The sequence below is a fragment of the Nocardiopsis sp. CNZ308 genome (assembly GCF_004217075.1).
Map to the genome: position 1 here is coordinate 6,124,870 of NZ_SHKJ01000001.1, position 25,594 is coordinate 6,150,463.

A 25,594-nucleotide genomic window follows, 5' to 3' on the forward strand; every position below is an offset into this window, starting at 1 on the left:
ACGTGGGATAACGGTTACCATTCGGCCAGAGAACTCGCCCTGTCACTTCTTCGGATGGGTATCCTTCATGGCCGATCACTTCCCCCCCAACATCGACATGGAAACCCCGAGCATCGCACGCATGTACGACTACCTCCTGGGGGGTAAGGACAACTTCGAGGCCGACCGCAAGGCCTGCGAGGCGCTCGCGGACGGTATCCCCGAGCTGGTCGCCTTCGCCAACGACAACCGCGCCTACCTCTCGCGCGCGGTGGAGTACGTGGCGGCCCAGGGGGTGGAGCAGTTCCTCGATCTGGGTGCCGGGCTGCCCACCGCCAACAACACGCACCACGCCGCCCAGCAGGCCAACCCGCGGGCCCGGGTGGTCTACGTCGACCACGATCCCATCGTGCTCGCGCACGGCCGGGCGCTGATCAGCGACAGCGGGCAGACCTCGTTCCTGCTGGCCGACATCCGCGACACCGAGAAGATCCTGAGCTCCCCCGAGACCACCAGGCTCATCGACACCGACCTGCCCGTGTGCGTGATGCTGGTCTCGCTGCTGCACTGCATCCCCGACGACAGCGACCCCTTCGGCATGGTGCGCGCCCTCATGGACCGCCTGGCCCCGGGATCGTGTCTGATCTCCTCCCACATCGTCTCCGACGATCCGGCCTCCGCCGCGTGGATGACCGACAAGATCCTGTCCTTCGGCACCCCGTGGGGCCGGGTGCGCAGCCCCGAGGAGGCCTCGGCGGTCTTCGACGGCCTGGACCTGGCCAGCCCCTGGACCGACGGGCGTGACGAGGGCCCCCGAGCGGTGGACTGCGCCACCTGGCGCCACCCGGACATCGACCCGGTGTTCCGCCCCGCCGACCCCAAGGTCAAGCTGTGGGAGCTGGCGGGCGTGGCCTTCAAGCGCTGACCCGGCGGCCCGGTGCGACGTGGCCCGTACCCGACCGGGTGTGTCCGGGTGGAGGACCCCGGTCGGCGTCGCGCCGTGGACCTCGCGCCCCCGGGCCGGGTGCGCGAGGGCGCTGGTCAGCGCACGACCCTGACCAGCGCTCCTCATCTCTACCCGTCCTGTTCGGCGAGGACCTCCTGGGCGATGCCGAAGGCCCGGTTGGCGGCGGGCACCCCGCAGTAGACGGCGGCCTGGAGGAACACCTCGCCGATCTCGTCGGGCTCCAGCCCGTTGCGCAGGGCGGCGCGCACGTGCATGGCCAGCTCGTCCCAGTGCCCGTGCGCGACCAGCGCGGTGAGCACCATACAGCTGCGGGTGCGGCGGTCCAGGCCCGGACGGGTCCAGACCTCGCCCCAGGCGTAGCGGGTGATGAGGTCCTGGAACGGTTCGGTGAAGCCGGTCGTGCGCGCCCGGGCCCGGTCCACGTGCTCGTCGCCCAGCACGGCGCGGCGCACCCGCGTCCCCGCGTCGTGGCGGTCGGCGGACGCGAAGTGCTGGGTGAGCAGGGTGTTGACCTCGGCGCCGCGCTGCCAGGACAGCAGGTGCGCGGCCTCCTCCAGGACCACCAGACGCGCGCCGGGGACGCGCTCGGCGATCAGCTCGGCGTTCCCGGCGGGCGGCGTGGAGGGATCGTCGGCCCCGGCGACGACCAGCGTGGGCGCGCTGATCCGGTGCAGCTCCTCGCGCACGTCGTGGGTCTCGATGGCCTCGCAGCAGCCCGCGTACCCCTCCGGCGCGGTGGCGGCGACCTGGTCCCGCAGCACGGCGACCTCGGCCGGGCGGTCCTCGGCGAAGGCCGGGGTGAACCAGCGCTCCACCACCGAGTCCGCCACGGCCCCGGTGCCCTCGGCGCGCACCAGCGCGGCGCGGTCCCGCCAGTTCCGGGCCGGGCCCATGTGGGGGGAGGTGGCCAGCAGGGCCAGGCGGTCGATGCGTGCGGGGTGGTGGACGGCCAGCCACTGGCCGACCATGCCGCCGATGGACAGCCCCGCGTAGTGGGCGCGTGCGATGCCCAGCCGGTCCATCAGCGCGATGACGTCGCCGCCCAGGTCGGCCATGCTGTAGGGCCCCTCGGGGACGGGTGAGCCGCCGTGTCCGCGGTGGTCGAAGCGGATCACCCGGAAGACGGTCGAGAGGGCCTCGACCTGCGGGTCCCACATCCGCGTGGTGGTGCCCAGGGAGCCGCCGAGCAGCAGGGGCGGCGCGTCGGCCGGTCCGCTCTCGGTGTGGTGCAGGTCAACGCTCATCGAATCCTCGTGTTCCTTCGTCGCTGTGGGTGGTTCCCGTGCGGCCGGTGTCCGCCATGGGACCGGCGCCCCGCGGTCGGCACCCGCCGCGCGCTCAGTCCGCGCGACCGGCGCCGTCCCCGGGGCCGGTGTCGGCCGCCTCGCCCGTCCTACCCGATCCGGCGCGGGTGACCCGGTCGGTGAACACCGGGGCCGAGCCCAGGTACCCTGCCGGGTCGAGCAGCGCGCGGATCCGTTCGCCGCCGCGGACCCCGTCCAGGCGTCGGGTGAGGACCTCGACCAGTTCCCGGCCGGAGTCCACGGCCTCCCGGCAGGCGTCGGCGACCAGGCGGTGGGACTCCACGCGGCCGAGTTCGGGGGCCAGGTCGGTGGTGACGCGCTCGGACAGGGCCAGGCCGCCGGTGGCGCCGAGGTTGGCGCGCATGCGCGCGGCGTCCACCCGCAGCCGTGCGGCGCTGGTGCGCAGCCAGGCCACGGCGGCGCCGGTGCGGCGCAGCAGGTCGGTGAGGGGCAGCCACTCGGCGTGCCAGCTCCCGGCGGCCCGCTGGTGCTCCTGGATCTGGGCGGCGAACAGGTTGGCGACGAGCCCGGGGGCCTGCCGGGCGCTGGCCAGGGCGCTGACGGCCGCGACGGGGTTGCGCTTGTGCGGCAGGGTGGAGGAGCCGCCGACGCCGGGACCGCCGTCCTCGGCCAGTTCGCCCACCTCGGTCTGGGCGAGGAGCACGATGTCCTGGGCGGCGGTGCCGACCGCCCCGCAGGTCCGCCCCAGGGCCCCGGCCAGTTCGGCGATCCGGCCGCGCTCGGTGTGCCAGGGCAGGACGGGCTCGGCCAGGCCCAGGCGGGCGGCCAGGGCCGCGGTGACGGCGGGTCCGTCCGCGCCGAGGGAGGCCAGGGTCCCGACGGCCCCGCCGAACTGCACGGCCAGGCGGTGTTCCAGCACGTGCTGGAGCTGGTCGGCGGCCTCGGCCAGCCCGTTGGCCCAGCCCGCGGCGACCGCGCCGAAGGTGGTGGGCAGGGCCTGCTGGAGCAGGGTGCGGCCGGGCATGGCGGTGGCGCGGTGGGCCCCGGCCAGTTCCCGCAGGTGGTCGGTGAGCGCGCGCAGGTCGGTGAGCAGGGCGGCGCCCGCGCGGCGGGCGAGCAGCATGGCGCCGGTGTCCATGACGTCCTGGCTGGTGGCGCCCCGGTGCACGTGCCGGGCCGCCTCGGGGTCGCTCTCGCGCACGCGGGCGGTGAGCTCCCTGACCAGGGGGATGACCGGGTTGCCGCCGTCCGCGGCGGCCCGGCCCAGTGCGGAGGGGTCGTAGCGGTCGGCGCGGCAGGCGGCGGCGACGGCCTCGGCGCGCTCCGGGGGCAGGGCGCCGGTGTCGGCGAGGGCGTGCGCGAGGGCGGCCTCCACGTCGAGCAGGGCCTGGAGCCAGGCGGTGTCGTCGGTGAGCGCGGCCAGCGGGCCGTGGTCGAGGACGCCCTCGAACAGACCGGTCACGGGTTTCCTCCGGGGCTCGTCGTGGCGGGTGGGACGCACCGACCGGAAGGGGCCGCCGTCCCGCTCCCTTCGTGGTCTCGTACCTGTAGCGGGCTGGGAGCGCCGGCGTCGGCCCCGGGCACAGGACCAGCGCGGGTCAGCCCGCCGGTCCGGGTGCCGGTCCTGCTCGGTCAGACGTCGAAGAAGACGGTCTCCCCCTCGCCCTGGAGGCGGATGTCGAAGCGGTATCCGTCCTTCGCGCGGCGGGCGACGAGGGTGGCGCGGGCCCCGGGGTCCCCGATGCTCCCCAGGACCGGATCGGCGGCGTTGGCGTCCTCCTCCTCGGGAAAGTACACGCGGGTGACGGCCCGGTGCAGCATGCCGCGCGCGAACACCGACACGTCCACGTGCGGTGCCTGGTCCCCGTGCGGACCCGGGACGGCACCGGGCTTGAGGGTGAGGACGCCGTAGTTCCCGGCGGCGTCGGTGGGGCAGCGGCCGAAGCCGCGAAAGCCCGGGCGGGCCCGGGCGCCGCGCGGGTCGTCGGGGTGGTCGAAGCGGCCGTCGGGGTCGGCCTGCCAGGTCTCCACGAGGGCGTCGGGGACGGTGGCGCCCGCACCGTCGTACACGGTGCCGCGGATCCACACCGCGCCCGGTGTGCCCTCGGCCACGGCGTGGGGGCCGTCCGGCCAGGGCAGGCCGATGCGCAGGTAGGGGCCGACCGTCTGGGACGGGGTGGTGGGGTACCTGGTCACTCGTCGTCCTCCAGGATCTCTTCCTCGGACTCGAACGGGGTCTGTTCGCGCCCGCGCAGCACGATGTCCCAGCGGTAGGCCAGCGCCCACTCGGGTTCGGTGGCCTCGTGGTCGTAGGCGGCGAGCATGCGCTCGCGCGCCCGGGGATCGGGGACCGAGTTCCACATGGGGTCCTGGAAGAACAGCGGGTCGTCGGGGAAGTACATCTGGGTGACGAGCCGCTGGGTGAAGGCCCGGCCGAACAGGGAGAAGTGGATGTGCGCGGGCCGCCAGGCGTTGCGGTGGTTGCGCCAGGGGTAGGCGCCGGGGCGGACGGTGACGAACCGGTAGCGCCCCTCGGCGTCGGTCACCGCGCGCCCCACACCGCTGAAGTTCGGGTCGAGCGGGGCGGGCCAGTTGTCGCCGCTGTGGCGGTAGCGCCCGCCCGCGTTGGCCTGCCAGACCTCCACCAGCGTGTGCGGCACGGGGAGGCCGTCGCTGTCGCGCACCCGGCCGTGCACGATGACGCGCTGGCCCTGGGGCTCCCCCTCGTGCTGGCGGGTGAGGTCGTGGTCGAGGGCGCCGAGGCGGTCCTGGCCCAGGAGGGGCGCGGTGATCTCGGTGAGCGTGTGCGGGAGCGGGGTGAGCGGGCGCCGGGGATGGCGCAGGGCGGTGCTCCCGTAGCCGGGGTAGTCCAGCGGCGGGTGGCTGTCGTGGTCGCGGACGTAGCCGGGCACGTACAGCCCGGCTGCCGTGCGGGCCTCGTCGGGCGGGGTGGGGGGCATGGCGGTGTTCCTCCGTCTCGTGCGGCTCCGGCCTCGCGGCGGCCGCTGGGGGGTGGGGAGGTCTGTCCGGTCTGGAGGGCGGGCCGTCCCAGCCGGTCCCGGCGGCGCGGACGGGACCGGTGCCCGCGCGCGTCCCTCAGGCGGCTCCGGTCAGGGAGCGCACCACCGCCAGCTCCTCGCCCGTGGGCTCGGGGGTGACGGCGAGGTCGCCGGCCACGATGAGGCCCCAGCCGGTGGCCTCGCGGACCGCGTCCGCCTCCACGCCCGGGTGCACGCCGGTCAGGACGAGTTCGCGGGTGAGGGGGTCGGGTTCGAGCACGCCGAGGTCGGTGATCACCCGCACCGGACCGGCGCCGCGCAGGCCCAGGCGCTCGCGGTCGCCGGGGCCCGAGCCGTGGCCGACCGAGGTGACGAAGTCGACCCGGTCCACGAGGGCGCGGCGGCTGTGCCGCATGATGACGATGACCTCGCGACAGGAGGCGGCGATCTCGGGGGCGCCGCCCGCGCCGGGCAGGCGCACCTTCGGGTCGGCGTAGTCGCCGATGACGGTGGTGTTGATGTTGGCGTACCGGTCGATCTGGGCGGCGCCGAGGAAGCCGACGTCGATCCGTCCGGCCTGGAGCCAGTAGTTGAAGACCTCGGGGACCGAGACCACGGTGTCGGCGGTGTCGGCGAGGACGCCGTCGCCGATGGACAGCGGCAGGTGGTCGGGGACGGCGCCCAGGGTGCCGGACTCGTAGACCATCCACAGGCCCGGCGCGTGGGTGCGGCGGGCCACGTTCGCGGCGGTGCTGGGCAGACCGATGCCGACGAAGCAGGACATCCCGTCGCGCAGTGAGCGCGCCGCGGTGACGGTCATGATCTCGTCGGAGGTCCAGGGCGCGGCGGTCACAGGCCCCTCCCGGCGGGCTCGACCGCGGTGGGGGCCTTGGTGAGCTCCTCCAGCCAGGCGGTGAAGGCCCCGCGGTCGCGGCCGACGGCGTCCCAGGCACGGTAGGCCTCGTTGTCGCGCTCGTAGTAGCCGTGCGCGTAGGAGGGCGCGGCGCCGCCGGGGACGACGCTGACCCGGTCGACCACGCGCGCGGGCAGGACGACCTGGCCGGGGACGGGGTCGAGGGTGTCCACGACCTCCTCGACGGTGGCCAGGGCGCGGTCGGCGGCCAGGACGGCCTCCTTCTGGATGCCGGTGATGCCCCACAGCTGCACGTTGCCGCGGCGGTCGGCGCGCTGGGCGTGCACGACGGTGACGTCGGGGTTCAGGGCGGGCACGGCGGCCAGTTCCTGTCCGCTGAAGGGGCAGGTGACGGACCTGATGTTGGGGTTGTTGGCGACCAGGTCGGTGCCGGAGTAGCCCCGCAGGAGGGCGAAGGGCAGGCCGGAGGCGCCCGCGACGTAGCGGTTGGCCATTCCGGCGTGGCTGTGCTCCTCGATCTCCAGGGGCACGGGCCAGGAGGAGGTGACGGCGTCGCGGAAGCGGTGCAGCGAGCCGACCCCGGGGTTGCCGCCCCAGGAGAAGACGAGCTTGCTGGCGCACCCGGCGCCGATGAGCTGGTCGTAGACGATGTCGGGGGTCATGCGCACCAGCGTGAGGTCGCGCAGGCCCTGGCGGATGATCTCGTGCCCCGCCGCCACGGGGATGAGATGGGTGAACCCCTCCAGGGCGACGGTGTCGCCGTCGTGGACGAGCTCGCGTACCGCCTCGTCCAGGGGCACGATCATGGAGCACTCCCGTTCGGCTGCCGAATGGATGTTCTCAGAGCGAACACCTCGGCTATGACGGTAACGCCGTTCCCGAACGTGGTCAAGGCACGCGCGAGGACCGCACCGTGCGTGCGGTGGAGGGACTCACGAGGGACCGGACCCAGCCGGCGCGGAGCCCGGTCAGAGGGGGGGTTCGGTCAGGTCGCGGGTTCGCCGCGGCGCCACCTCTCGTGCTTGGCGCGCATCTGCTCGGTGTCGTTGAGGCGGGGGAAGGGCTCGTCGGGGACGTCGGCGCCCAGGAAGGCGCACAGGCGCTCCCACCCCTCCCCGACCCGGTACACCAGCAACCGGTCGGCCGGGACCTGCGCGACCACACGGGCCGTGTGCCGTTCGAAGGCCGCCACCGCGGTCGCCTCGTCAGGGTTCCCGCCGGAGGGGACCCCGAAGTGCGCGAGCCACATGCGGTCCAGAAGGGGGCGGATCGTGCTCAGCCGGGACGCAACCCCCACTCCGGTCGACTCGTCTCCGGCTTCGCTCACGATCTTGAAGATGGTCGCGCGCATGCTCTCGTACCACCGGTGCGGGTCGCGGACGGTGAGCAGGATCCTCGCGTCCGGGAAGGCGTCGGCGAGTTCGCGCCAGAAGAACGACAGCGGCCAGTCCACGCCCGAGCGCCAGCCCTCCAGCAGGAGTGCCCAGTCGACATCCCCGGCGGGGGCGTCCGCGATCCCGGCCCAGCGGGCCGCCAGGTCCGAGGAGTCCAGCACCTCGGACATGTGGTGGCAGGGGCCGAAGCCGAGCCGTTCCAGCGCGGCCTTCACCGACGTCGTCCCGGTGCGCGGGAAGCCCGCTCCGATCACGTCCACCGTCGTCCCCCTCGGTCGTCGCAGGGCTTGGCGCCCGGAGCAGGGGCGCCCCCTGGTCACTCTCCGTTGTAGCACGAACACCCCGGGCGTGCGGGGCCGTCGCCGATATCCGGTAGGGACGGCCCCGGCGGGAGGACCGCCCGCACCGCCCGGGGCCGTCGGGGCGCCGGATGCCCCCGTGCTGCCCCCGGGACCGGGCTCCGCCGCTCCGTCCGAGCGGTGTGAGAACCTTTCCGGGGGCCGCGGCCAGCCGCCCCCGCAACCGAACCGGGAAGAGCAGATGCCGACCGAAGAAGAAGAGGCCCGCGGCGCCCACTTCGTGCAGTCCCTGGAGCGCGGCCTGACGGTCATCCGCGCCTTCTCCGCCGAGCGGCGCTCCATGACGCTCAGCGAGGTCGCGCGCGAGACCGACCTGACCCGCGCCGCCGCACGCCGTTTCCTGCTCACGCTGGTGGACCTGGGCTACGTGCGCACCGACGGCAGGCTGTTCTCCCTCACGCCGCGCGTGCTGGAGCTGGGCTACGCCTACGTGGCCTCCGCCGGGCTGCCCGACGTGGCCCAGCCCCACCTGGAGGACCTGTCCGCCCGGGTGCACGAGTCCGCCTCGGTGTCGGTGCTGGAGGGAGACGACGTGCTCTACGTGGCGCGTGTGGCGACCTCGCGGATCATGGCGGTGGCCATCCGGGTGGGTACCCGCTTCCCGGCCTCGGCCACCTCGATGGGCCGGGTGCTGCTGGCCGGGCACGACGACCGGAACCTGGACGCCTACCTCGCGCGGGTGGAGCTGGCCCCGCTGACCCGGTTCACCATCACCGACCCGGCCGAGCTGCGCGCCGAGCTGGAGCGGGTGCGCGAGCAGGGGTACGCCGTCGTCGACCAGGAGTTGGAGGAGGGGCTGCGCTCGCTGGCCGCGCCCATCCGCGACGGCTCGGGCCGGGTGATCGCGGCCGCGAACGTGTCCGCGCACGCCAACCGGGCCTCGATCGAGGACGTGCGCCGCGACCTGCTGCCCGCGCTGCTGGAGACCACCGCGCGCATCGAGGCCGACCTGGCCTCGGTGGCGCGCCGCGACGCGGGCTCCTGACCCCCGCCCTCCGGTTGCGGGCCGCCCGGCGACGCGGGGGCCCTCCCGGCGAGGGCCTGGCCGGTGGCGCCCCGGTCGCCCCCGCCGCGACGCGGGCTCCGACTTCACCGGGGCGCGGTCGTGGGCCGGGCCGCGCCTCAGGGCCGGGCCGCCCGGGCACGGTGGCGCCGGACGGCGTCGCGGTTGCCGCAGGCGGGCGAGCAGTAGCGCTGGCGTCCGCCGCGCGAGAAGTCGGCGTAGACGCGGTCGCAGCCGTGCGCCGCGCACCGGCCGAGCCGCTCCATGCCCCGGCCGGTCAGGTGCAGGGCGGTGCCGACGGAGACCAGCGCGGCCACCTGGCGGTGGGCGGCCAGCAGGTCGGGGCGGTAGTGCAGGTGCCACCCGGTACCCGCGTGGTCGGTCAGGCGCGGGGCGGCGGAGAACTCGATGAGCAGCGGGTTGAGCCGGTCCGCGCGGGCAGGCGCGTCGGGGGCGTCCACCACCCGCGTCCAGCGCCTCAGGAACTCACCGACGGCGACCACGTCGTCCTCGCCGACGGGGCGTTCGAGGAGGAAGCCGGCCTCGGCGCAGCGGTGCTCCAGGTCCGCCGCACCGGTCAGCGGCCGGTTGACCAGGTCCACGGCCAGGGTCACCGGATCCTCGCCGTAAGGGTTGAGATGCATAATGCCATTACACCAGACTGGCCCGATGCACACACGGCACGAACACCACTGGACCACCGAGTCGGACCACACCACCAGCGAGGGCGTCGTCGCCTACCAGCGCTGCGCGTGCGGTGGGCGCAGGGTGGTCCTGACCCGGGCCTTCGGGCTGCTCCAGGACGACCTGGCCTCGGTCGGCCCCGTGCGGGGGTGAGCCGGCGCGGTGGCGTGGGCTCAGCCCCCTTCGGAGCCGAGGAGGGCCCGCAGCACCGCCACCGCCCGCTCCCCCGCCTCCTCGGGCACGAACACGTGGTCGTGGTGGAAGCCGGACACCACGTCGCACGGCAGACCGGCTCCGGTCAGCGCGGCGGCCACCGCCGCCACCAGAGCCGCCCCCTGCGCTCCGGCGGGGACCTCCAGCGTGATCCAGGCGAGCGCGTCGTCGTGGGGCAGCCCGGCCGCGTCGGCCTCCTCACGCGGGCACACCACGGTCAGGGCCTCGTCCTCGGCCACCGTGACCACCGGACGCACCCCCTCGGGCAGGGACGCGCGGTCCGGCACGGTGGTGAAGACGTAACCGCCCGGGCGCAGCCGGACCCGCGTTCCCGCCAGCAACCGCTCCAGCTCCCCCGCCACCCGGTCCCCCTCCCCCGCGCACCCGTGGCGCCTTGCGGGCGCGCACCGCCTCCTGAGATCCTGCCCGCAACACCGCCGGGGACGCGAATCCGCGCACACGGGAACCGTGCGGCGCCCCCCACCTGGAAGTTCTGAGCACACGGCCCCAGCGCCGTCCGGAAGGGACACCGTGACCGACCTGCACGCCACACCACACATCGCCCGGGAGTCGGGAACCTTCGCCATCGGCGGCGACCTGCCGGTGCACCGCCTGGGCTTCGGGGCGATGCGCATCGTCGGCGAGGGGGTGTGGGGGCCGCCCCGCGACCGCGACGAGGCGCTGTCGGTGCTGCGGCGCGCGGTCGAGCTGGGCGTGAACTTCATCGACACCGCCGACTCCTACGGACCCCAGATCAGCGAACAGCTGATCCGCGAGGCGCTCTACCCCTACGCCGACGACCTGGTCATCGGCACCAAGGCGGGTTTCGCGCGCACCGGACCGGCGCAGTGGCACATACTGGGCCGCCCCGAGTACCTCAAGCAGCAGGTGGAGCTGAGCCTGCGCAACCTGGGGCTGGAGAGGATCGACCTGCTCCAGCTGCACCGGATCGACCCCGAGGTGCCGCTGGCCGACCAGCTGGGCGCCCTGGTGGAGCTGCGCGAACAGGGCAAGATCCGCCACATCGGGCTGAGCGAGGTGACGGTGGACGAGCTGTCCGCCGCCCGCGCGGTCACGCCGGTGGCGTCGGTGCAGAACCAGTACGCGCCGTCGTTCCGCCAGTCCGAGGACGTGCTGGAACAGTGCGAGAAGGACGGGACGGCCTTCCTGCCCTGGGCGCCGGTCGGGCGCGGCGAGCTGGCGGGGCCGAATTCCCCGCTGACCGCGATGGCGGCGGAACACGGGGTGACCCCGGTGCAGCTGTCCCTGGCCTGGCTCCTGCACCGCTCGCCGGTGATGCTGCCGATCCCGGGCACGTCGCGGGTGGCGCACCTGGAGGAGAACACGGCCGCCGCGGCGGTGCGACTGACGGAGGCCGAGACCGAGCGCATCAGCCAGTACCTGGGCACCTGATCCGGGTTCGGCCGGGACCGCGGCGCGGGCTCCGGGCCCCGGGGGTCCGCGGCGGGGCCGCGCGCACCGGACGGGCGGCGGGTACCGGCCGGGCGCGGTGGGCACCGGGCAAAAGCACCGTTGGCGGACTTCCTCCCCCACGGGGGCCGCGCGGAGTCGGGATTGGGCTCCGACGCGCCCCGTGGTTGCTTGCGGTCGGTCCCACCTGCTGAGATTCTTCCCGGGACACCGCCGGAGGCCCGGTCTCGCGCGTCCCCGCCCTGCTCCCGCCCCGGCTCCGCACGCTCGGCCCAGCGCCGTTCGGAAGGAACCCTCATGACCGACGTACACACCACACCGCACACCGCCCGGGAGTCGGGAACCCTCGTGATCGGCGGCGATCTGCGGGTGCACCGCCTGGGCTACGGCTCGATGCAGCTCGTCGGTCCGGGGGCGTGGGGCCCGCCCCGCGACCGCGACGAGGCCCTGGCCGTGCTGCGGCGCGCGGTCGAGCTGGGCGTGAACTTCATCGACACCGCGGACTGCTACGGACCCCAGATCAGCGAGCAGCTGATCCGCGAGGCGCTGCACCCCTACCCCGAGGACCTGGTCATCACCACCAAGGTGGGCTTCGCGCTCACCGGTCCGGGGGAGTGGCACCCCCTGGGCCGCCCCGAGTACCTCAAGCAGCAGGCGGAGCTGAGCCTGCGCAACCTCGGCGTGGAGAGGATCGACCTGCTCCAGCTGCACCGGATCGACACCCGGGTGCCGCTGGCCGACCAGCTCGGCGCCCTGGTGGAGCTGCGCGAACAGGGCAAGGTCCGCCACATCGGAATGACGGGGGTGACCCTGGAGCAGCTCTCGGTGGCCCGCGCGATCACGCCGGTGGCGTCGGTGCAGAACTGGTACGGTCCGGTCTCGCGCAAGTGCGAGGACGTGCTGGAGCAGTGCGAGAGGGACGGGACGGCCTTCCTGCCCTGGGCTCCGCTGGAGCGCGGCGAGCTGGCGGGGCCGGACTCGCCCCTGGCCCCGCTGGCCGCCGAGCACGGGGTCACCCCGGCGCAGCTGGCGCTGGCGTGGCTGCTGCACCACTCGCCGGTGATGCTGCCGATCCCGGGCACGTCGCGGGTGGCGCACCTGGAGGAGAACACGGCCGCCGCAGCGATGAGGCTGTCGGAGTCCGAGACCGAGCGCATCGCCAAGTTCCTGGACGGCTGAGCCCGTGGACGCGTGCGGCCCCGCCGGTCTCCCGGCGGGGCCGCACGTGCCCGGAGCGGACGGCGGACGCCGCCCGGCGGGGGGCCGGCGGCGCGCCGTTCGCCCGGTTCAGCTCGGGCGCAGGCGAAAGACCTGGAGGCGCATGTCGTAGTACTTCTCGGTCTCGCCGACCCACTCCATGCCCAGTCTGCGCGCCACGGCTATCGCCCGCTCGTTGTTGGGGCGCGCGACCGCGAAGACCTCCTCGATGCCCTGTTTGAACGCCCACGCGATGATCGCCTGGCTGGCCTCGGTGGCGTACCCCTGGCCCCACACGTCGGGGCGCAGCGCCCAGGACAGTTCGAAGTCCTCCTCGAAGGGCGGCAGGAGCTTGAGCGAGAGCCCTCCCACGAGCTGGCCGTCCTCCTCGCGGACGATGGCCCAGCGCCCCGCGGGCGGAATCAGGTTGGGCCCCGCCTCGACCCAGGCGTGCAGAACCAGGCGCATCGCGTCGGTGTCGTGCACCGGATGCCATTCCGGCGTCAGCCAGTGCGCGACCTCGTCGGCCCCGTAGACGCGCAGGGCCTCCTCGGCGTCGTCCAGCTGCCATTCCCGGATGAGGAGTCGGTCGGTCGGCAACTCAAGGCTCATGTCACCACCGTAACCCGGGACAAACCACCACGACAGGGGGGAAGGGCAACAGACTCGGCATCCGGTCGGAGGGGCGCGCCCCGGGCCGCCGACCCGTCCGCGTCCGTGGGCGCCGGGCCCCGCGAACAGGCCGCGAACCGGTCCGTCACGACCCCTTTACACCGCGTATCGCGGCCGTTAGGGTGTCCAGCATGCCTGGGAGCGCTCCCAGGCAGACGGCCCCGGAACGCACCCGCTGGCCCGCCTCCGGCGCCCGCGGAGCCGCCCCCCACCCCCTCGGGCCTCGTGCGCGGGACACCGCCGGGAAGCACCATGCGACAAAGGACCCGGGCTGGTACTCAAAGGATTCGCGACGCCCGACTCCCGTTGCGATACTGACCAGTCTGGACCGGACCCCGCCGCCCACGCGGCGGGGTCCGCTCACGTGTCAGCACCCCGCAGCCCAGGAGCCGCCCCATGAAGTTCGTCCGCGACCCCCACCACGACGGATCCCCCGACCACGTCAGCGTCGGGGAGGGCCGGGCGAGGCTGCGCGTGCGCGTGCCCGGGGGCGCGGACGCGGTGTACGCCCGGCTGGTGGAGGACGGCGAGGGCGTCACCCTCCGGGCGGAGAGGACGCACGCGTCGGACGGCGCCGTCTGGTTCGAGGCGAGTGTGCCGCTGCGCCCGGTGGTGACCAACTACCGGTTCGCGATCGTGCGCGGCACCGAGTACACCTGGCTCAACCAGGAGGGCGTCCACGGGCACGAGGTGACCGACGCGGCGGACTTCCGGCTGGTCGACGGCCCCCCGCCGCCCGCGTGGGTCCCGGGCACGAGCGTCTACCAGATCTTCCCAGACCGCTTCGCCCGCGACGACGACTCCGTCGAGCCCCCGGCCGAGCACCCCGACTGGGCGCTGCCCCGCTCCTGGGACGACGAGCCCTCCACGTTCGGGCTGACCGCCACCCGCGAGTACTTCGGCGGCACGCTCGACGGGGTCCGCCGCCGTCTGGACCACCTGGCCGCGCTGGGCGTGGAGGTGGTCTACCTGACCCCCGTCTTCCCTGCGCGCTCCACGCACCGCTACGACGCGGCCACCTTCTCCGAGGTGGATCCGCTGCTGGGCGGGGACCGGGCCCTGCGGGAGCTGGCGCGGGCCGCGCACGAGCGCGGCATGCGGGTGATGGGCGACCTGACCACCAACCACACCGGGGACTCCCACGAGTGGTTCTTGACGGCGCGGGCCGACGCGGACTCCGCCGAGGCGGGGTTCTACCACTTCACCGACCACCCGGACGGCTACGTGGGCTGGCTGGGTGTACCCAGCCTGCCCAAGCTGGACTACTCCTCGGCCGAACTGCGGCGCAGGCTCTACGGCGCCGACGACTCGGTGCTCGCGGGCTGGCTGACCGGGCCGGACGCGCTGGACGGCTGGCGCGTCGACGTGGCCAACATGACCGGGCGCAACGGCGCGCAGGACCTCAACCGCGAGGTCTCCGGGGAGATCGCGGCACGGATGCGCGAGGTGGACGACCGGCGGGGCGGCGACGGTTCGTGGCTGCTGGCCGAGCACTTCCACGACGCGGGTCCCGACACCCACCACGACGGGTGGCACGGGGTGATGAACTACGCCGGGTTCACCCGGCCGGTGTGGACCTGGCTGAACACCGGGCCCGAGCACGTGCGCTACCTGCGCACGGACTCGCCGCTGCCGCGCAGCGGCGCCGAACAGGCGGTGCGGGCGATGCGCGCGACCAACGCCGGGCTGCCGTGGCGGGTGCTGACGCACAGCGTGAACGCGCTGAGCACGCACGACTCGACGCGCTTTCGGACCGTGGTGGGCGGCGACGCCGACCGGCACGAGGTCGGGGTGGCGGCGCAGGTGACCCTGCCCGGTGTGCCGTTCGTGTTCGCGGGCGACGAGATCGGCATGGAGGGCGTGGACGGGGAGAACGCGCGCAGGCCCATGCCCTGGCACCGGCCCGAGGCGTGGGACACGGGGACGATGGAGGCGCACACCCGGCTGCTGGCCCTGCGCCGGGAGCTGCCCGCGCTCCAGACCGGCGGCCTGCGCTGGTTGGACGCGGGTCCCCATCACATGACGTTCCTGCGCTCGCTCGAAGGCCGGGTGGCGCTGGTGCACCTGGCCGACGGGCCGCACGAGGGTCTGTCCGCGGCCCTGGCCGACCTGGACGCCTCGGGCCTGGAGGTGCTCGCCCAGGGCGGCGGGGCTCGGGCGGTCCTGGAGGGTTCGGAGCGGGTGGAGCTGGCGGCGGACGGGCCCGGCTACGTCGTCGCGGCCGGGAGCTGACGCCCCGGGGTACCCGACACGCGCAGCGTCTGGCGGACGTGGAACACCGAGGGGCTCCGGGGCTGAACCGGCGACGCGCGCCGCGGGACAGCGTGTCTAGACCTCCTGGGACAGGGTGGCCTGCACGTCCTTGACGATGCGGGCGACCACGTCGCCGGTCCGGCCGACGAAGTAGAAGTGCTCGCCGGGCAGGATGTGGCGCTCCACCGGCCCCGAGGCTCGGCCGTCCCAGGCGGCGAGGCGCTCGGGCGTGACGCCGGGGTCGTCCCGGCCGCCGAAGACCGACAGCGGCGTCCGCAGCGGCGGAGCGCCCGGATCCGGGCGCCAGGTGTCGACGAGTTCGAGGTCGGCGCGGATCAGCGGCTCCACGAGCTTCCACTGCTCGGGATCGTCCAGGGAACCGACGGCGGTCCCGCCCATGCGGGCGATGCTCCGACGCAGCCGCTCGGAGGACAGCAGGTGCCGGGGATCGTCGCGCTCGGGCCCCGGTGCCGGGCTCCACGCCGACACCCCGAGCCAGGCGGGGTCGGCGGGACCGTCGGCAGCCAGCAGGGCGGTCAGTTCGTGCGCCAGGAGCGCGCCCATGCTGTGGCCGAAGAACCCGAAGGGGCGGTCCAGTTCGGGGGCCAGGTGCGCGCGCAGGTGGCGGGCGAGTTCTCCGGCGTCGCGGAAGGGCTCCTCAGCCGCCGCCCGGCCGCGTCCGGGCGCCTCCACCAGGCACACCTCCCAGTCGGCCGGGAAGTGGCGCACCCAGGGCCGATAGCCCAGGGAGGACCCGCCCGCGTGGTGCAGTAGGAAGATCCGGAAGCCTGCCTGGGGAACGGGTCGGGGCCGGATGAGGACGCCCTCGTGCACTGCCTGTTTCCTCGCTGTCCGTGTCCGGGTGCGGCCGTACGGCCACCACAACAGAGCAAAGCTACCAGTCGGTAGTACCAGTGGGTAACAACGCGCCCCGCCCCGGGCACGCTCACCCCGCCCTGGAACACGGCCCCCTACCCGCGCGACACGCGGGAACACCCGGCCCCTCCCCCGCCGGAACAGCCGCAGGAGACAGCACACCCGCTCCACGGCCGCCGGAAGTCCACCGCGCGAACGCAGCGCGCGCACGGCCCGGCAGGGCCTGTCGCGCGACGGCCCAAAAACCACTCGCCGGGACACGGGGGCCACCGGCACACTGGGGGCTTTGTCACAAGGAGGCCCCGATGGGTGCGCGTGCGCTGCCCCCGACCCTGCGCCACCGGGGGTTCGGCCTCCTCCTCGCGGGCAGGGGCGCCAGCGAACTCGGCTCGGCGATGCTGCCCGTGGCCGTGGTCGGCCTGGTGCTGGCCGGACACGGGCCGCTGCTCCTGGGCCTGGTCCTGGGCGCGCGCGGTGCGGCGGGATCCCTGTGCACCCTGCTCTCGGGCGCCCTGGTGAGCCGGGTCCGCAAGTCCACCGCCCTGGCCGCGGGAGACCTGGCCCAGTGCGCGGTCATGCTCGGCTTCGCCCTGGGCCCCGACTCCGCCGCCTGGTTCGTGTGCCTGGCCGCGGCCGGGGGCGCGGCCGGTTCGGTGAGCGAACCCGCCGCCGGGTCGATCGTGCCGCTGCTGGTCCCCGCTGACCGGCTGCGGGAGGCCAACGCCCTGCGCAACGTCGTGGGACGCGGCATGGGCGTGACCGGCCCCGCCGTGGCCGGGGTGCTGTTCGCCGCCCTGGAGGCGCGGGCGGTGTTCGCACTGGTCGCCGCCGCCTTCGCGGTGGGCGGCGCCGTCCTGCTGCTGGTGCGCGAGGCGGTGCCGTCCGCCGAGCGCTCCGGGGCCACGATGGGCGCGAACTTCCGGGCGGGGCTGCGCGAGGTGGTGCGGCGGCCCTGGGTGGTGGCGGTCATCGCGGTGGCCACCGTGCAGGCGCCGACCACCCTCGCCCCCGGGTTCACCCTGCTGCCGATCGTGGTCGCCGACTCCTACGCCGAGCCCGTCTACGGGCTGGCGCTGTCGTGCCTGTCGGCGGGCCAGCTCCTGGGCGGGGTCGTCGCCGCGCGCTGGAACCCGGCGCGCCCCGGCCTGGTCTCCCTGGCGGGCGTACTCGTCTACCCGCTGGTTCTGCTGGGCCTGGCCGCGACCGTGCCCGCCTGGCTGCTGCTGACCGGCTACGCCGCCACCGGGGTGGGCTTCATGCTCCTGGGCGTGTACTGGTACACCGCCCTGCAACGGGCGATCCCCCAGGACCTGCTCAGCGTGGTGATCAGCGTCGACGAGGTGGGCAGCTTCGCGCTGGAACCGGTCGGGTACGTGCTGGCCGGGGCCCTGGCCGAAACCGTGGGGCCGCGCCCCGTGCTGGTCGGCGCGGCCGTGGCCGGGCTGGTGACCACGCTCGTCCCGCTGGCCGTTCCCGGCGTCTCCCGCCTGGCCGACCCGGACCGACCGGCCGCCGCGCTCTGATGTCACACGGGCCACACCGGCCACACGCTTTTCCAACCCGCCGCAGGAGGAGGCCCGACGCCGGTCCTCCCCCGCCGGGCCGCCTCAGACCGAGCGGTCGACGCGGCCCCTCAACAGCCCCAGGGCCGCCGCCGCGGAACGCCGCACCCCGGCGGCCAGCCCGGTCAGCCGACGGCGCCACACGGGCACCCCGAGGTCCTCCCCCGGTTCCACGGCCGCTCCGGCCGCCTCGTCCGTCCCGGCGACCTCGGCCTGGGCGACGCGCTCGCGCAACCGGTCCCTGACCTGTTCGGGGGTGTAGGCACGGCGCTGCCGCTGGTCCCGCGCGATCACCGCGCCGGTCGCCGCGACGCCCACGAAAGCGGCCACTCCAAGGGCCTTCCACCAACGCATGTTCCCTAGGCTAGTGGGTGTGGCAGACACGAGCATGTCCCTGAACGAGGCGCTGGAGCTCACCCGGACCGGTGACGTCTGGGTCTTCCGCGGTACGAGCGCGGCCGACCGCGCCATCCAGATCACCACGAACAGCCCGGTCAACCACGTCGGCATGTCCATCGTGGTCGAGGACCTGCCGCCGCTGATGTGGCACGCCGAACTCGGCCGGTCCCTGCCCGACGTGTGGACCGGCAAGCACCAGCGCGGCGTACAGCTGCACGACCTGCGCGACGCCGTCCTGGTGTGGGGCCGCAAGTACGGCCAGCGCGGCTGGCTGCGCCAGCTCGACCCCCTGGCGGACGGTGCGATGGAGGACGCCGCCCTGCGCACGGTCGCCCGGCTCAACGGCACCCCCTTCCCCTCCACCACCCAGATGGCCGCCCGCTGGGCGCGCGGACGCCTGCCCCTGCGCAAGCTGCCCCTGGGCCGGGGCGCGCGCGAGCGCGCGCTGGAGACCGCCTACTGCGCCGAGGTGATCGCCCTGACCTACGAGGCCATGGGCCTGCTGCCCTCGGGGCGCCTGCCCGGGTACTACGACCCGGGGCGGTTCTGGAGCGGTGACGACCTGGAACTGGAGGGCGGCGCGTCGCTGGGCGGGGAGATCCGCGTGGACCTGCCCGCCGAGTGACCCCGAACGCCCGGAGGGAGGGGCCCGGTGCCGGGCCCCTCCCCGTCAGGCGAGGTGGAAGACCTCGGTCAGCGGCACCATGCCCTCGTCGGGACGGCCGGGCAGGCCCTCGAAGAACGGCGCCATCTCGGCCTGCCAGCGGGCGTTGACGTCGGTCTCGGCCATCGCGGCGCGGGCGGCCTCGAAGTCCTCGGTCTCCAGGTAGCCGACGACCATGCCCTCCTCGGTGCAGAACAGCGAGTAGTTGTGCCAGCCGGCGGCGCTGAGGGCCTCGCGCATCTCCGGCCACACCTCGGCGTGCCGTTCCCGGTACTCGGCGAGGCGTTCCCGGCGGACCTTGAGGATGAAGCAGACGCGCTGCACGGACGTCCTTCCTGTGGGACGGATACGGATGATGTGCGACAGACCATGACGGTTCTGTGCGAAGTGGTACGTATTGCGGCACGTCGGGCCGGGCGGAGCCGCCCGGGCCCGGTTTCCGTGCGCCGGACGCCTCCCGGAACGGCTCCGCCCCCGCGAGAACGGCCCCGGGCCGGGGAGCGCGCCCGACCGCGGAGGGCTCCCCGTGCCCGGGGCACCGTCCCCGAGGGCGGCACCCCGGGGCGGGCTCAGAAGTCGAAGTCGTCCACGTTCTCGGCGTCGAAGACCTGCGGCGGGCCGAGCACGAGCTCCCCTTCCGTCTCGAACGTGAACTCGCCCAGGCGTCCGGCCGTGAAGGTCTCGCCCTCGGCGCCGGTGATCTGCCCGGCCCTGAGCGCCGCGCCGGTGTACCCGGCCAGGTAGCCCAGGTCGAGCGGGTTCCACAGGGCGAACCGCCCCACGGTGCCGTCGTGGACGAACGCGCGCATCTGGTTGGGCGTGCCCAGACCGGTGACGGCCACCTCGCCCTGGTACTCGGAGTCGCTGATGTAGCGGGCCGCCGCGGCGATGCCCACGGTGGTCGGCGAGACCACGCCGTCCAGGTCGGGGTGGGACTGCATGAGGCCCTGCATCTCCTGGAAGGACTCCAGGTCGTCGTCGTTGCCGTAGACGGTCTCGACCAGCTCCAGGTCGGCGTACTCCTCCTCGGCGAGCACCTCCTCCATCGCCGCGATCCAGGCGTTCTGGTTGGTGGCGTTGGGGGTGGCCGACAGCACCGCGAAGGTGCCCTCGCCGCCCAGGTCCTCGGCGATCATCTCGACCAGGGTCCGGCCGATGAGCTCGGTGGAGGACTGGTTGACGAACACGTCGGTGCAGTTGGCGTCGGAGTCGTAGCCGACGATGGCCGCGCCGTTGTCGCGGGCCTCGTTGAGCGCGGGGCAGACCGCGTCGGGGTCGTTGGCGGCGATCACGATGACGTCGCTGCCCGCCTGGCTGGCCGCGTTGATGTACTCCACCTGGGAGTCGGCCGTGGCCTCGGTGCCGCCGCGCTCGGTGGCCGTTCCGCCGACCTCCTCGACGGCCTCGGTACCGCCCTGGTTGACGATCTCGAAGAAGGGGTTGTTGAGCTGCTTGGGCAGGAAGTCGATCTTCAGGCCCTCGGGGATCGGCGCGTCGGGGTCGGCGGTGCCGGTCGGCCCGGTCTCGTTCTCCTCCTGGGCGTCCCCGATGGTGGTGCCCCCGCCGCAGGCGGCGGTCATCAGCACCGCGAACGCGGACGCGGCCAGGAACAGGTGGCGTGGGCGGCCCTGGGTCATGAGTGTTCTCCCTTGGTGGGGGCGGACGCGGCGGACGGTGCCGCGTCCGGGGGTGAGGAGGGGCTGGGTCCGGAGGCGCGTCTGGCGCGCAGCCGGGCCACGAGGTTGGGGGTGACGACGGAGGCGATGAGGATGAGGCCGGTGACGATCTGCAGGACCTCGCTGCTGATGCCGAACAGCTGGAGGGCGTTGCGGATGGCGCCCAGCAGCACGACGCCGCTCAGCACGCCCAGGATCGAGCCGACCCCGCCGAAGATGGACACCCCGCCGAGCAGGACGGCGGCCACGACCTGGAGTTCGAGGCCGAAGGCGGTGTCGGCGCGGGAGGTGCCGTACTGCAGGGTCCAGAAGACCCCGGCCCCGGAGGCCACCGCGCCGCTGAGCGTGAACAGCCAGAACTTGGTCCAGCGCACCGGTACCCCGGTGAAGCGGGCGGCCTCGTCGTTGTTGCCGATGTCGAACAGCGAGCGGCCGACGGCGGTGGCGTGCAGCAGCACCCCGAACAGCACGGCCAGGGCCAGGACCGCCACGGCGATCCACGGCAGGCCCTCCACGCCCAGGAAGGGCGCCCGGGCGCCGCTGACCCAGCTCTGGGGGTAGCTGGCCACGGCGCGGTCCCCGAGCAGCACGTAGGCCAGACCCCGGTACAGTGCCATGGTGCCGATGGTCACGGCCAGGGACGGCAGCCCGCACACGGTGACCAGGAACCCGTTGAGGGCGCCCAGCAGCGCGCCCACGGCCAGGCAGATCCACAGGGCCGTCTCGATGGCGACCCCGGCCTCCCACAGCACGCCCAGGGTGGCGCTGGTCAGCGCCAGGGTGCTGGCCACCGACAGGTCGATCTCGCCCGTGATGACGATGAGCGTCATCGGCAGGGCCATCAGGGCGATGGCGGCCACGCTCAGCACCAGGAAGTCGATGTTGCGCGCGGTGGCGAACATGTCCACGAACAGCCCGGCGGCCAGCAGGGTGACCACGAGCGCGCCCACCACGGGCGCCTCGCGGGCCGAGAGCAGCGACCGGATCCGGCCGGGGCCTCCGGGGCCCCGCGCCGGGGCGCCCTCGGGCGCCCGGTCGGGGGCGGGGGCGGTGACGGTGCGTTCAGGCGCCACGGGCACCTCCTCCTCGAAGCCTGCGCGCGGTACGCACCGCGAGCAGCCGGTCCAAGCCGATGGCGGCCAGGATGAGCGCGCCCACCACCGCCTGGTGCCAGAACTGGTTGACCTGCCAGATGGGCAGGGCGGCGGTGATGGTGGTGAGCAGGACGGCGCCGAGCGCGGCGCCGTAGACGGTGCCCACACCGCCCGCGATGGCCACGCCGCCGACCACCGCCGCGGCGACGACCTGGAGTTCCATGCCGGTGCCCACGGTGGAGTCGACCGTGCCGTAGCGGGCGGCGAAGAGTACCCCGGCCAGCCCGGCCAGGGCGCCGTTGGCGGCGAAGGCCCAGGTGACGCGGCGCGAGGCGGGGATGCCCGAGAGCCGTGCGGCGTCGGCGTCGGAGCCGATGGCGTACAGCTCGCGGCCCGAGCGGTAGCGGGCGAGGTAGAAGCCCACGGCGGCGACCACGGCGATGGCGACCGCGGCGGGCAGGGGCACCCCCAGGACGCTGAAGCGGCCCAGGAGCAGGAAGGAGTCGGGCATGTCGTGGGCGTTGACCTGCTTGCCCCCGGCCCACCAGTGGTTGAGGCCGCGGTAGGCGTACAGGGTGCCCAGGGTGACGACCAGCGCGGGGACCCGCACGGTGGTGACCAGGAGGCCGTTGAGCAGGCCCGCGACCAGGCCGATGCCGACCCCGGCGAGCATCGCGACGGGGACGGGCAGACCGGGGAGGGTCACGAACAGCAGGCCCGTGCCGAAGGCCGACAGGCCCATGACCGAGCCGACCGAGAGGTCGACGTTCCTGGTGATCAGGACCAGGGCCTGGCCGACGGCGAGGACGGACAGGACCGTGGCGCCCAGGAACAGGTCGCGCACGCCCTGACTGGACAGGAATCCGGGGTTGTACAGCCAGGTGGCGGCCACGAGGATCACCACGGCCAGGAGCACGCCGAGTTCGCGGAACTGGAGCCGGCGGCGCGCGGCGGCGGGGGCGGGGGTGGGGGTGGGGGTGGTGCTGACCGTGTTCGTCATGCGGCCTCGCTCGGTCGCTGTCCGGTGGCCGCGTACATGACCGACTCCTCGTCGGCCTCCGCGCGGTCCAGGTGGGCGGTGACCCGGCCCTCGTGCATGACCAGGACCCGGTCGGCCATGCCCAGGACCTCGGGGAGCTCGCTGGAGACCATGACGATGGCCAGTCCGCGGCCCGCGAGGGTGGAGAGCAGGCGGTGGACCTCGGCCTTGGTTCCCACGTCGATGCCGCGCGTGGGCTCGTCCACGAAGAGCACGCGGGGTTCGGTGGACAGCCACTTGGCCAGGACGACCTTCTGCTGGTTGCCGCCGGAGAGGGTGGAGACCGGGTCGGTGAGGCGGCCGAACTTCAGGCTCAGGCGCTCGCCCCACTCGCGGGCGGAGTCGCGTTCGGCACCGGGGCGCAGCAGGCCGAGGCGGCTGAGGGGCCAGCGGCGGGTGGCGGTGGCGTTGCGCTCGATGGAGGACTCCATGACCAGGCCCTGCTGGCGGCGGTCCTCGGGGACCAGGGCGAGCCCGGCGGCCATGGCGGCCCGGGGCCGTCCCGGCGGCAGCGGCCTGCCCGCCACGCGCACGGTGCCCGCGTCGTAGCGGTCCACGCCGAACACGGCGCGGACGACCTCGCTGCGTCCAGCGCCGACCAGCCCGGCCAGGGCGACGATCTCCCCGGCGCGCACCGAGAAGGACACGTCGGCGAACACGCCGTGGCGGGTCAGGCCGTCGACCTCCAGCAGGACCTCGCCGCGCTCGGCCTCCTCCTTGGGGTAGAGGCTGCTGACCTCGCGGCCGACCATGCGGCGCACGACGGTGTCCACGTCCAGGTCGCCGGTGGGGTCGCAGGAGACGAACGCGCCGTCGCGGACCACGGTGACGCGGTCGCACAGGGCGAAGACCTCGTCGAAGCGGTGGGAGATGAACAGCAGCGCCGCGCCGGAGTCGCGCAGGGTGCGGGCGACGGTGAACAGGCGTTCGGCCTCCACGCCGGACAGGGCGGCGGTGGGCTCGTCCATGACCAGGACCCGCGCCTGGCGGGTGAGGGCCTTGGCGATCTCCACGAGCTGCTGGTCGGCGATGGACAGCCCCCGTGCGGGGCGGTCGGGGTCCATGTCCACGCCCAGGCGCGCGAAGACCTCCCGGGTGTCGCGGCGCATGCGGCCGCGGTCGATGGTGCGCAGGCGGGTGCGGGGCTGGCGGCCGACGAAGATGTTCTCGGCCACCGACAGGTCGGGGAACAGCGTGGGTTCCTGGTAGATGACCGCGACCCCGGCGCGCTGGGCGTCCACGGGCGCGGCGAACTCCGCTGGGCGGCCGTCCACGAGTACCTGCCCGCCGTCCGGTCGGTGCACCCCCGCGATGGTCTTGACCAGGGTGGACTTGCCCGCCCCGTTCTCGCCCACCAGTGCGTGGATCTCTCCGGAGCGCAGTTCCAGGGACAGCCCCCGCAGGGCCCGGACGCTTCCGAAGGACTTGGTGACGTCGACCAGGGCGAGGGGTGGGGGGACCTCTGCTGGGTCCACGTGCGCCCTCCTTCTCCGTGCCGTGTCCGGCGTGGTGACCCCGAACATGGCAAAAACGTTTTAATATGAAGTGGATGTTAAGTGCCCCACACCACACCGTCAAGAGGATCGCCCGAGAATTCGCAGGTCTCGCCCCGATAACGCCTCCGGTCAGGTAAGCCCTTTCCAGTACGCCACGGGTCTCAGGACACCTCGCCACGGACAGCGGATTGACACGTTTCAATCGGGGTGTGAGTACGATGCTTCGCATCGCCCTCCGCACACGCACGGGAGAAGCCCCTTGTCCACCAGGTCCCCCAACGCACGCCGCGGCGTGGGTATCACCGAGGTCGCCCGGCGCGCCGGGGTCTCGCCCGGAACCGTGTCCAACGTGCTCAACCGCCCCGAACGCGTCGCCGAGGCCACCCGCCTGCGGGTCGAGGCGGCCATCACCGAGCTCGACTACGTGCGCAACTCCTCCGGAAGCAGCCTGCGTTCGGGCCGCAGCGAGTCCGTGGGGCTGCTCGTGCTGGACGTGACCAACCCGTTCTTCACCGAGGTCGCCCGGGGCGTGGAGGACGAGGCGGCCGGGTCCGGGCTCGCCGTGGTGCTGCTCAACTCCGCCGAGAAGCGCGAGCGCCAGCAGCGCAACGTGCGCCTGCTGGCCGAGCAGCGCGCGGCCGGGGCCGTGGTGATGCCGGTGGACGACGACCTGTCGGACCTGCTGTGGCTGAGCCGCCAGGGGACCTTCTGGGTGGCCCTGGACCGGGGCGACGTCGCCGAGGACGTGGGGTGCAGCGTCAGCGTGGACAACCACGCGGGCGGGATGGCGGCCGGGAGGCACCTCATCGGTCTGGGGCACGAGACGGTGACCTTCCTGACGGGGCCGTTCGCCATCGAACAGGTCAGGCGCAGGCACGAGGGGCTGCGCGACGCCTTCACCGAGGCCGGGCTGGACCCGGACTCCTGCGTGCGGGTGGTCGAGCAGCCGCTGCTCAACCCCGAGCAGGGCGAGCGGGCGGTGGACGCGATCCTGGGCGGGGGGCCGCGGCAGCGGCCGCGGGCGGTGTTCTGCGCCAACGACCAGCTGGCGCTCGGCGTGATGAAGGGCCTGGGACAGCGGGGCCTGCGGGTGCCCGAGGACATGTCGGTGGTGGGGTACGACAACGTGGACTTCGCCGACCTGGTGCACCCGGGGCTGACCACGGTGGCCCAGCCCAAGTACGAACTGGGCCGGGCGGCGATGCGCCTGCTGGAGTCGGAGCTGAACCACGGCGAGCACGTCCACGAGCGGGTGCTCTTCACGCCGGAGCTGGTGGTGCGGGGTTCGACGGCGGTGTACCGGGCCTGACCCGGGTTCCCGTGTCTCCCTGCTCCCCCGCGTCTCCGCCCCTGGGAAAGCCCGTGCAAAAGCCCTGCTCAGGGTTGTACCGGACCGGCGGGAGGGGTAGTCGGCCCACATGGGCGAGGACGCGGACGCAGGCACGGGCGCACGGGACCGCCGCCGGGGCCGCACCGGCCCGAGGCGGCTTCGCCGACG

26 protein-coding genes are annotated in these 25,594 nt (G+C 74.1%); 9 read left to right on the forward strand and 17 right to left on the reverse strand.

Going from position 1 to position 25,594, the window contains the following annotated elements; all coding sequences use genetic code 11:
• The first annotated feature begins 67 nt into the window (after positions 1-67).
• Positions 68-904 carry an SAM-dependent methyltransferase gene (locus tag EV372_RS26395; protein WP_130398266.1) on the forward strand — a complete coding sequence of 279 codons (837 nt, stop codon included), beginning with the start codon at positions 68-70 and terminating at the stop codon, positions 902-904.
• Between the two features lie 149 nt (positions 905-1,053).
• Here EV372_RS26395 and pcaDC read toward each other — a convergent pair whose 3' ends face one another.
• The 7 genes from pcaDC to EV372_RS26430 all read right to left on the reverse strand — a co-directional run bounded on the left by pcaDC (position 1,054) and on the right by EV372_RS26430 (position 7,738).
• Complete coding sequence (gene pcaDC, locus EV372_RS26400) at positions 1,054-2,190, reverse strand: bifunctional 3-oxoadipate enol-lactonase/4-carboxymuconolactone decarboxylase PcaDC (protein ID WP_130398267.1); 1,137 nt, start codon at positions 2,188-2,190, stop codon at positions 1,054-1,056.
• A gap of 94 nt (positions 2,191-2,284) precedes the next feature.
• On the reverse strand, positions 2,285-3,673 hold the full coding sequence (gene pcaB / locus EV372_RS26405) for a 3-carboxy-cis,cis-muconate cycloisomerase (RefSeq protein ID WP_130398268.1): 1,389 nt from the start codon (positions 3,671-3,673) through the stop codon (positions 2,285-2,287).
• Positions 3,674-3,843: 170 nt separating this feature from the next.
• Positions 3,844-4,407 (reverse strand): protocatechuate 3,4-dioxygenase subunit alpha, encoded by a 564-nt coding sequence (pcaG, locus tag EV372_RS26410; RefSeq protein ID WP_130398269.1) that lies wholly within the window; start codon positions 4,405-4,407, stop codon positions 3,844-3,846.
• Entirely contained in the window at positions 4,404-5,171 is a 768-nt protein-coding gene (pcaH, locus tag EV372_RS26415) for a protocatechuate 3,4-dioxygenase subunit beta (RefSeq protein WP_130398270.1), read from the reverse strand. Before pcaH ends, pcaG begins: the two co-directional genes overlap by 4 nt.
• A 136-nt stretch (positions 5,172-5,307) precedes the next feature.
• Positions 5,308-6,063, reverse strand: a complete 756-nt coding sequence (locus EV372_RS26420; RefSeq protein ID WP_130398271.1) for a CoA-transferase subunit beta — start codon at positions 6,061-6,063, stop codon at positions 5,308-5,310.
• Positions 6,060-6,890, reverse strand: a complete 831-nt coding sequence (locus EV372_RS26425) for a CoA transferase subunit A (protein WP_130398272.1) — start codon at positions 6,888-6,890, stop codon at positions 6,060-6,062. Before EV372_RS26425 ends, EV372_RS26420 begins: the two co-directional genes overlap by 4 nt.
• Before the next feature lie 179 nt (positions 6,891-7,069).
• A complete protein-coding gene (locus EV372_RS26430) occupies positions 7,070-7,738 on the reverse strand; it encodes a sulfotransferase family protein (protein WP_130398273.1) in 669 nt (222 codons plus the stop codon).
• 280 nt (positions 7,739-8,018) lie between these two features.
• Here EV372_RS26430 and EV372_RS26435 point away from each other — a divergent pair, with 280 nt between their 5' ends.
• Entirely contained in the window at positions 8,019-8,822 is an 804-nt protein-coding gene (locus EV372_RS26435; protein WP_130398274.1) for an IclR family transcriptional regulator domain-containing protein, read from the forward strand.
• Positions 8,823-8,959: 137 nt separating this feature from the next.
• Here the strand turns inward: EV372_RS26435 and EV372_RS26440 are convergent, their stop codons facing one another.
• Positions 8,960-9,484, reverse strand: a complete 525-nt coding sequence (locus tag EV372_RS26440) for a CGNR zinc finger domain-containing protein (RefSeq protein ID WP_165436040.1) — start codon at positions 9,482-9,484, stop codon at positions 8,960-8,962.
• Between the two features lie 25 nt (positions 9,485-9,509).
• Between EV372_RS26440 and EV372_RS29185 the strand changes: the two genes are divergently transcribed.
• On the forward strand, positions 9,510-9,677 hold the full coding sequence (locus tag EV372_RS29185) for a hypothetical protein (RefSeq protein WP_165436041.1): 168 nt from the start codon (positions 9,510-9,512) through the stop codon (positions 9,675-9,677).
• Positions 9,678-9,697: 20 nt separating this feature from the next.
• On the opposite strand, the gene EV372_RS26445 is transcribed toward EV372_RS29185, so the two are convergent.
• Complete coding sequence (locus EV372_RS26445; protein WP_130398275.1) at positions 9,698-10,099, reverse strand: ACT domain-containing protein; 402 nt, start codon at positions 10,097-10,099, stop codon at positions 9,698-9,700.
• A gap of 169 nt (positions 10,100-10,268) precedes the next feature.
• On the opposite strand from EV372_RS26445, the gene EV372_RS26450 reads away from it, so the two are divergent.
• Positions 10,269-11,150 carry an aldo/keto reductase gene (locus tag EV372_RS26450; RefSeq protein WP_130398276.1) on the forward strand — a complete coding sequence of 294 codons (882 nt, stop codon included), beginning with the start codon at positions 10,269-10,271 and terminating at the stop codon, positions 11,148-11,150.
• A gap of 315 nt (positions 11,151-11,465) precedes the next feature.
• Positions 11,466-12,347, forward strand: a complete 882-nt coding sequence (locus EV372_RS26455) for an aldo/keto reductase (RefSeq protein WP_130398277.1) — start codon at positions 11,466-11,468, stop codon at positions 12,345-12,347.
• Positions 12,348-12,455: 108 nt separating this feature from the next.
• On the opposite strand, the gene EV372_RS26460 is transcribed toward EV372_RS26455, so the two are convergent.
• A complete protein-coding gene (locus EV372_RS26460; protein WP_130398278.1) occupies positions 12,456-12,977 on the reverse strand; it encodes a GNAT family N-acetyltransferase in 522 nt (173 codons plus the stop codon).
• A 456-nt stretch (positions 12,978-13,433) separates the two neighbouring features.
• Here EV372_RS26460 and EV372_RS26465 point away from each other — a divergent pair, with 456 nt between their 5' ends.
• On the forward strand, positions 13,434-15,269 hold the full coding sequence (locus EV372_RS26465) for a glycoside hydrolase family 13 protein (RefSeq protein ID WP_130398279.1): 1,836 nt from the start codon (positions 13,434-13,436) through the stop codon (positions 15,267-15,269).
• 96 nt (positions 15,270-15,365) lie between these two features.
• Here EV372_RS26465 and EV372_RS26470 read toward each other — a convergent pair whose 3' ends face one another.
• Positions 15,366-16,124 (reverse strand): thioesterase II family protein, encoded by a 759-nt coding sequence (locus tag EV372_RS26470; RefSeq protein ID WP_130398280.1) that lies wholly within the window; start codon positions 16,122-16,124, stop codon positions 15,366-15,368.
• A gap of 347 nt (positions 16,125-16,471) precedes the next feature.
• Between EV372_RS26470 and EV372_RS26475 the strand changes: the two genes are divergently transcribed.
• On the forward strand, positions 16,472-17,689 hold the full coding sequence (locus EV372_RS26475; protein WP_130398281.1) for an MFS transporter: 1,218 nt from the start codon (positions 16,472-16,474) through the stop codon (positions 17,687-17,689).
• Between the two features lie 84 nt (positions 17,690-17,773).
• Here the strand turns inward: EV372_RS26475 and EV372_RS26480 are convergent, their stop codons facing one another.
• Positions 17,774-18,058, reverse strand: coding sequence for a hypothetical protein (locus EV372_RS26480; RefSeq protein ID WP_130399134.1), 285 nt, complete (start codon positions 18,056-18,058; stop codon positions 17,774-17,776).
• A 58-nt stretch (positions 18,059-18,116) separates the two neighbouring features.
• On the opposite strand from EV372_RS26480, the gene EV372_RS26485 reads away from it, so the two are divergent.
• A complete protein-coding gene (locus tag EV372_RS26485; protein ID WP_130399135.1) occupies positions 18,117-18,752 on the forward strand; it encodes a hypothetical protein in 636 nt (211 codons plus the stop codon).
• A 45-nt stretch (positions 18,753-18,797) separates the two neighbouring features.
• Here the strand turns inward: EV372_RS26485 and EV372_RS26490 are convergent, their stop codons facing one another.
• The 5 genes from EV372_RS26490 to EV372_RS26510 form a co-directional block, all read right to left on the reverse strand.
• The gene (locus EV372_RS26490; RefSeq protein ID WP_130398282.1) at positions 18,798-19,115 is read right to left on the reverse strand and encodes an L-rhamnose mutarotase; all 318 of its coding nucleotides are present in this window, start codon (positions 19,113-19,115) and stop codon (positions 18,798-18,800) included.
• Between the two features lie 245 nt (positions 19,116-19,360).
• Positions 19,361-20,428, reverse strand: coding sequence for a rhamnose ABC transporter substrate-binding protein (gene rhaS, locus EV372_RS26495; protein WP_130398283.1), 1,068 nt, complete (start codon positions 20,426-20,428; stop codon positions 19,361-19,363).
• Positions 20,425-21,546, reverse strand: a complete 1,122-nt coding sequence (locus EV372_RS26500) for an ABC transporter permease (protein WP_130398284.1) — start codon at positions 21,544-21,546, stop codon at positions 20,425-20,427. The genes rhaS and EV372_RS26500 overlap by 4 nt, the downstream gene beginning before the upstream one ends.
• Positions 21,530-22,561 (reverse strand): ABC transporter permease, encoded by a 1,032-nt coding sequence (locus EV372_RS26505; RefSeq protein WP_130398285.1) that lies wholly within the window; start codon positions 22,559-22,561, stop codon positions 21,530-21,532. Before EV372_RS26505 ends, EV372_RS26500 begins: the two co-directional genes overlap by 17 nt.
• Positions 22,558-24,075: a sugar ABC transporter ATP-binding protein gene (locus EV372_RS26510; RefSeq protein ID WP_130398286.1), complete on the reverse strand. Its 1,518-nt coding sequence runs from the start codon at positions 24,073-24,075 to the stop codon at positions 22,558-22,560. Before EV372_RS26510 ends, EV372_RS26505 begins: the two co-directional genes overlap by 4 nt.
• A 280-nt stretch (positions 24,076-24,355) precedes the next feature.
• Between EV372_RS26510 and EV372_RS26515 the strand changes: the two genes are divergently transcribed.
• Complete coding sequence (locus EV372_RS26515; protein ID WP_130398287.1) at positions 24,356-25,405, forward strand: LacI family DNA-binding transcriptional regulator; 1,050 nt, start codon at positions 24,356-24,358, stop codon at positions 25,403-25,405.
• Positions 25,406-25,594: the final 189 nt, after the last annotated feature.